The organism is Streptomyces mexicanus, assembly GCF_902506575.1.
GTDB lineage: Bacteria > Actinomycetota > Actinomycetes > Streptomycetales > Streptomycetaceae > Streptomyces > Streptomyces mexicanus.
Map to the genome: position 1 here is coordinate 1 of NZ_LR732546.1, position 1,491 is coordinate 1,491.

General features: G+C 73.6%; 3 protein-coding genes. All 3 read left to right on the forward strand.

Features of this window, described 5'->3' with window-relative positions; genetic code table 11:
* Positions 1-432: discoidin domain-containing protein (locus GV126_RS32085; RefSeq protein ID WP_201299962.1), on the forward strand; the 432-nt coding region annotated here is incomplete at its 5' end.
* 184 nt (positions 433-616) lie between these two features.
* Positions 617-862 (forward strand): hypothetical protein, encoded by a 246-nt coding sequence (locus GV126_RS32090; RefSeq protein WP_159674427.1) that lies wholly within the window; start codon positions 617-619, stop codon positions 860-862.
* 3 nt (positions 863-865) lie between these two features.
* On the forward strand, positions 866-1,243 hold the full coding sequence (locus GV126_RS32095; RefSeq protein ID WP_159674429.1) for a toxin Doc: 378 nt from the start codon (positions 866-868) through the stop codon (positions 1,241-1,243).
* Positions 1,244-1,491 lie beyond the last annotated feature (248 nt).

The window sequence follows — 1,491 nt, forward strand, 5'->3', positions numbered from 1 at the left end:
CACCGCGCGGACGCCAGTTTCTCCGGCCGACCCGACACCCTGCCCGCCGCCATGCTGGACGGCGATCCGGCCACCGGCTGGTCCAACGCCTTCGTCAAGGCGGCCACCGCCCTGCTGCCGGCCTTCGACGGCGCCCGCCCCGAGGACTGGGTCTGCCTCGACTTCGGCCGGACGCGCACCGTCGACCGGGTGGCCGTCTCCTTCACCGTCGACGCCACCCACGCGCTGCCCGCCGCGGTCGAGGTCGCGGTGTGGAACGGCCGTCGGTACACGCCGGTGACGGGCGCGCGGACGGCCTGGGCCGACGCCTCCGACGAGCCCACCGTGATCACCTTCGACGCGGTGCGCGGCTCCCGGATCCGCCTCACCCTCACCAGCGGCCGGCCGGGGAGCCCCGAGGGGGCGGTGCGGATCAGCAAACTGGAGGCGTAGCCCGCGCCGGCGGGCCCGCGCCGCCCGGCACCACCAGCGGCGCGGGCCGCCTGGCCCTTCGAGGACCACCGCCTTACGGCACGGGGTGACTCCAGATACGACCGCACCACCCCGGTACCGCCGTAATACCCCCCTGACCTGCGGGCATTTACGAGCGAGTACCCCGCGCGCTACCGTAGGGAGCATGCCAGCGCTCAACGTGGAGTTCAGTGATCGCGAGCTGGAGGACCTGCGGCAGATCGCCAAGGAACGCGGTACGTCGATGAAGGCGCTCGTGCGGGAGGCGGCCGCCGCGGACATAGCCCGGCACCGCGCCCTGCAGGAGGGCGCCGAGGCCTTCCGCCGGTTCTTCACGGCACACGCCGACGAATTCGCCGCCGCATTCCCCGACGACGAGCCGCCCACCAGGGGCGAGGGACGAGCCGCCTGACCGATGACCCCCGTCATCCACATCGACGTGCCCTGGCTGCTCCAGCGCCACGAGGAAGTCCTGCCGGACCAGCCCGCGGTCGACGACTTCTCCGCGCTGGTGGCCGCCGTCGCCCGGCACCGCGTGGACCCGCCGCGCCTGGGCGTGGACTCCGACCCCGCCTGGCGCGCCGCCGCACTGCTGCACACCCTCGCCGTGCTCAAACCCCTGCCGTCCGCCAACGCCCGTTTCGCGTGCGCGACGGCCGTGGCGTACATGTTCGTCAGTGGCGTCGGCATCGACCCGCCCTACGGCGCCCTGGTCGATCTCGCCCGCGACCTGATGACCGGCAAGACCGACGTCTACGGCGCCGCGGACCGGCTGCGTTCCTGGGAGATCTGACCGCCGCCCCCGCACACGCCTGACTTTCCGTCAACCGCTCCCTGACTTTCTGTCAACGGCGGTGAAGTCCTCCGGACGTCTTGTTGGGCGTCCGCGCGGTGTGCCAGGGTGAGCCACCCGCGAGGGGAGCAACGGCCGCGCACCCGCGGTGAGTCGGCGTTCGCGTGCGGTCGCCGGCCGCGTGCCCGGGGCCCGGCCGGTGCCCCCGCGGGTGGCACCACGACGGTACGCACCGAAGGAATCCACCC

Bases quoted from the DNA above. Each gene is read 5' to 3' on its own strand.
- GV126_RS32090 (WP_159674427.1), top strand. From the start codon at position 617: ATGCCAGCGCTCAACGTGGAGTTCAGTGATCGCGAGCTGGAGGACCTG.
- GV126_RS32095 (WP_159674429.1), top strand. From the start codon at position 866: ATGACCCCCGTCATCCACATCGACGTGCCCTGGCTGCTCCAGCGCCAC.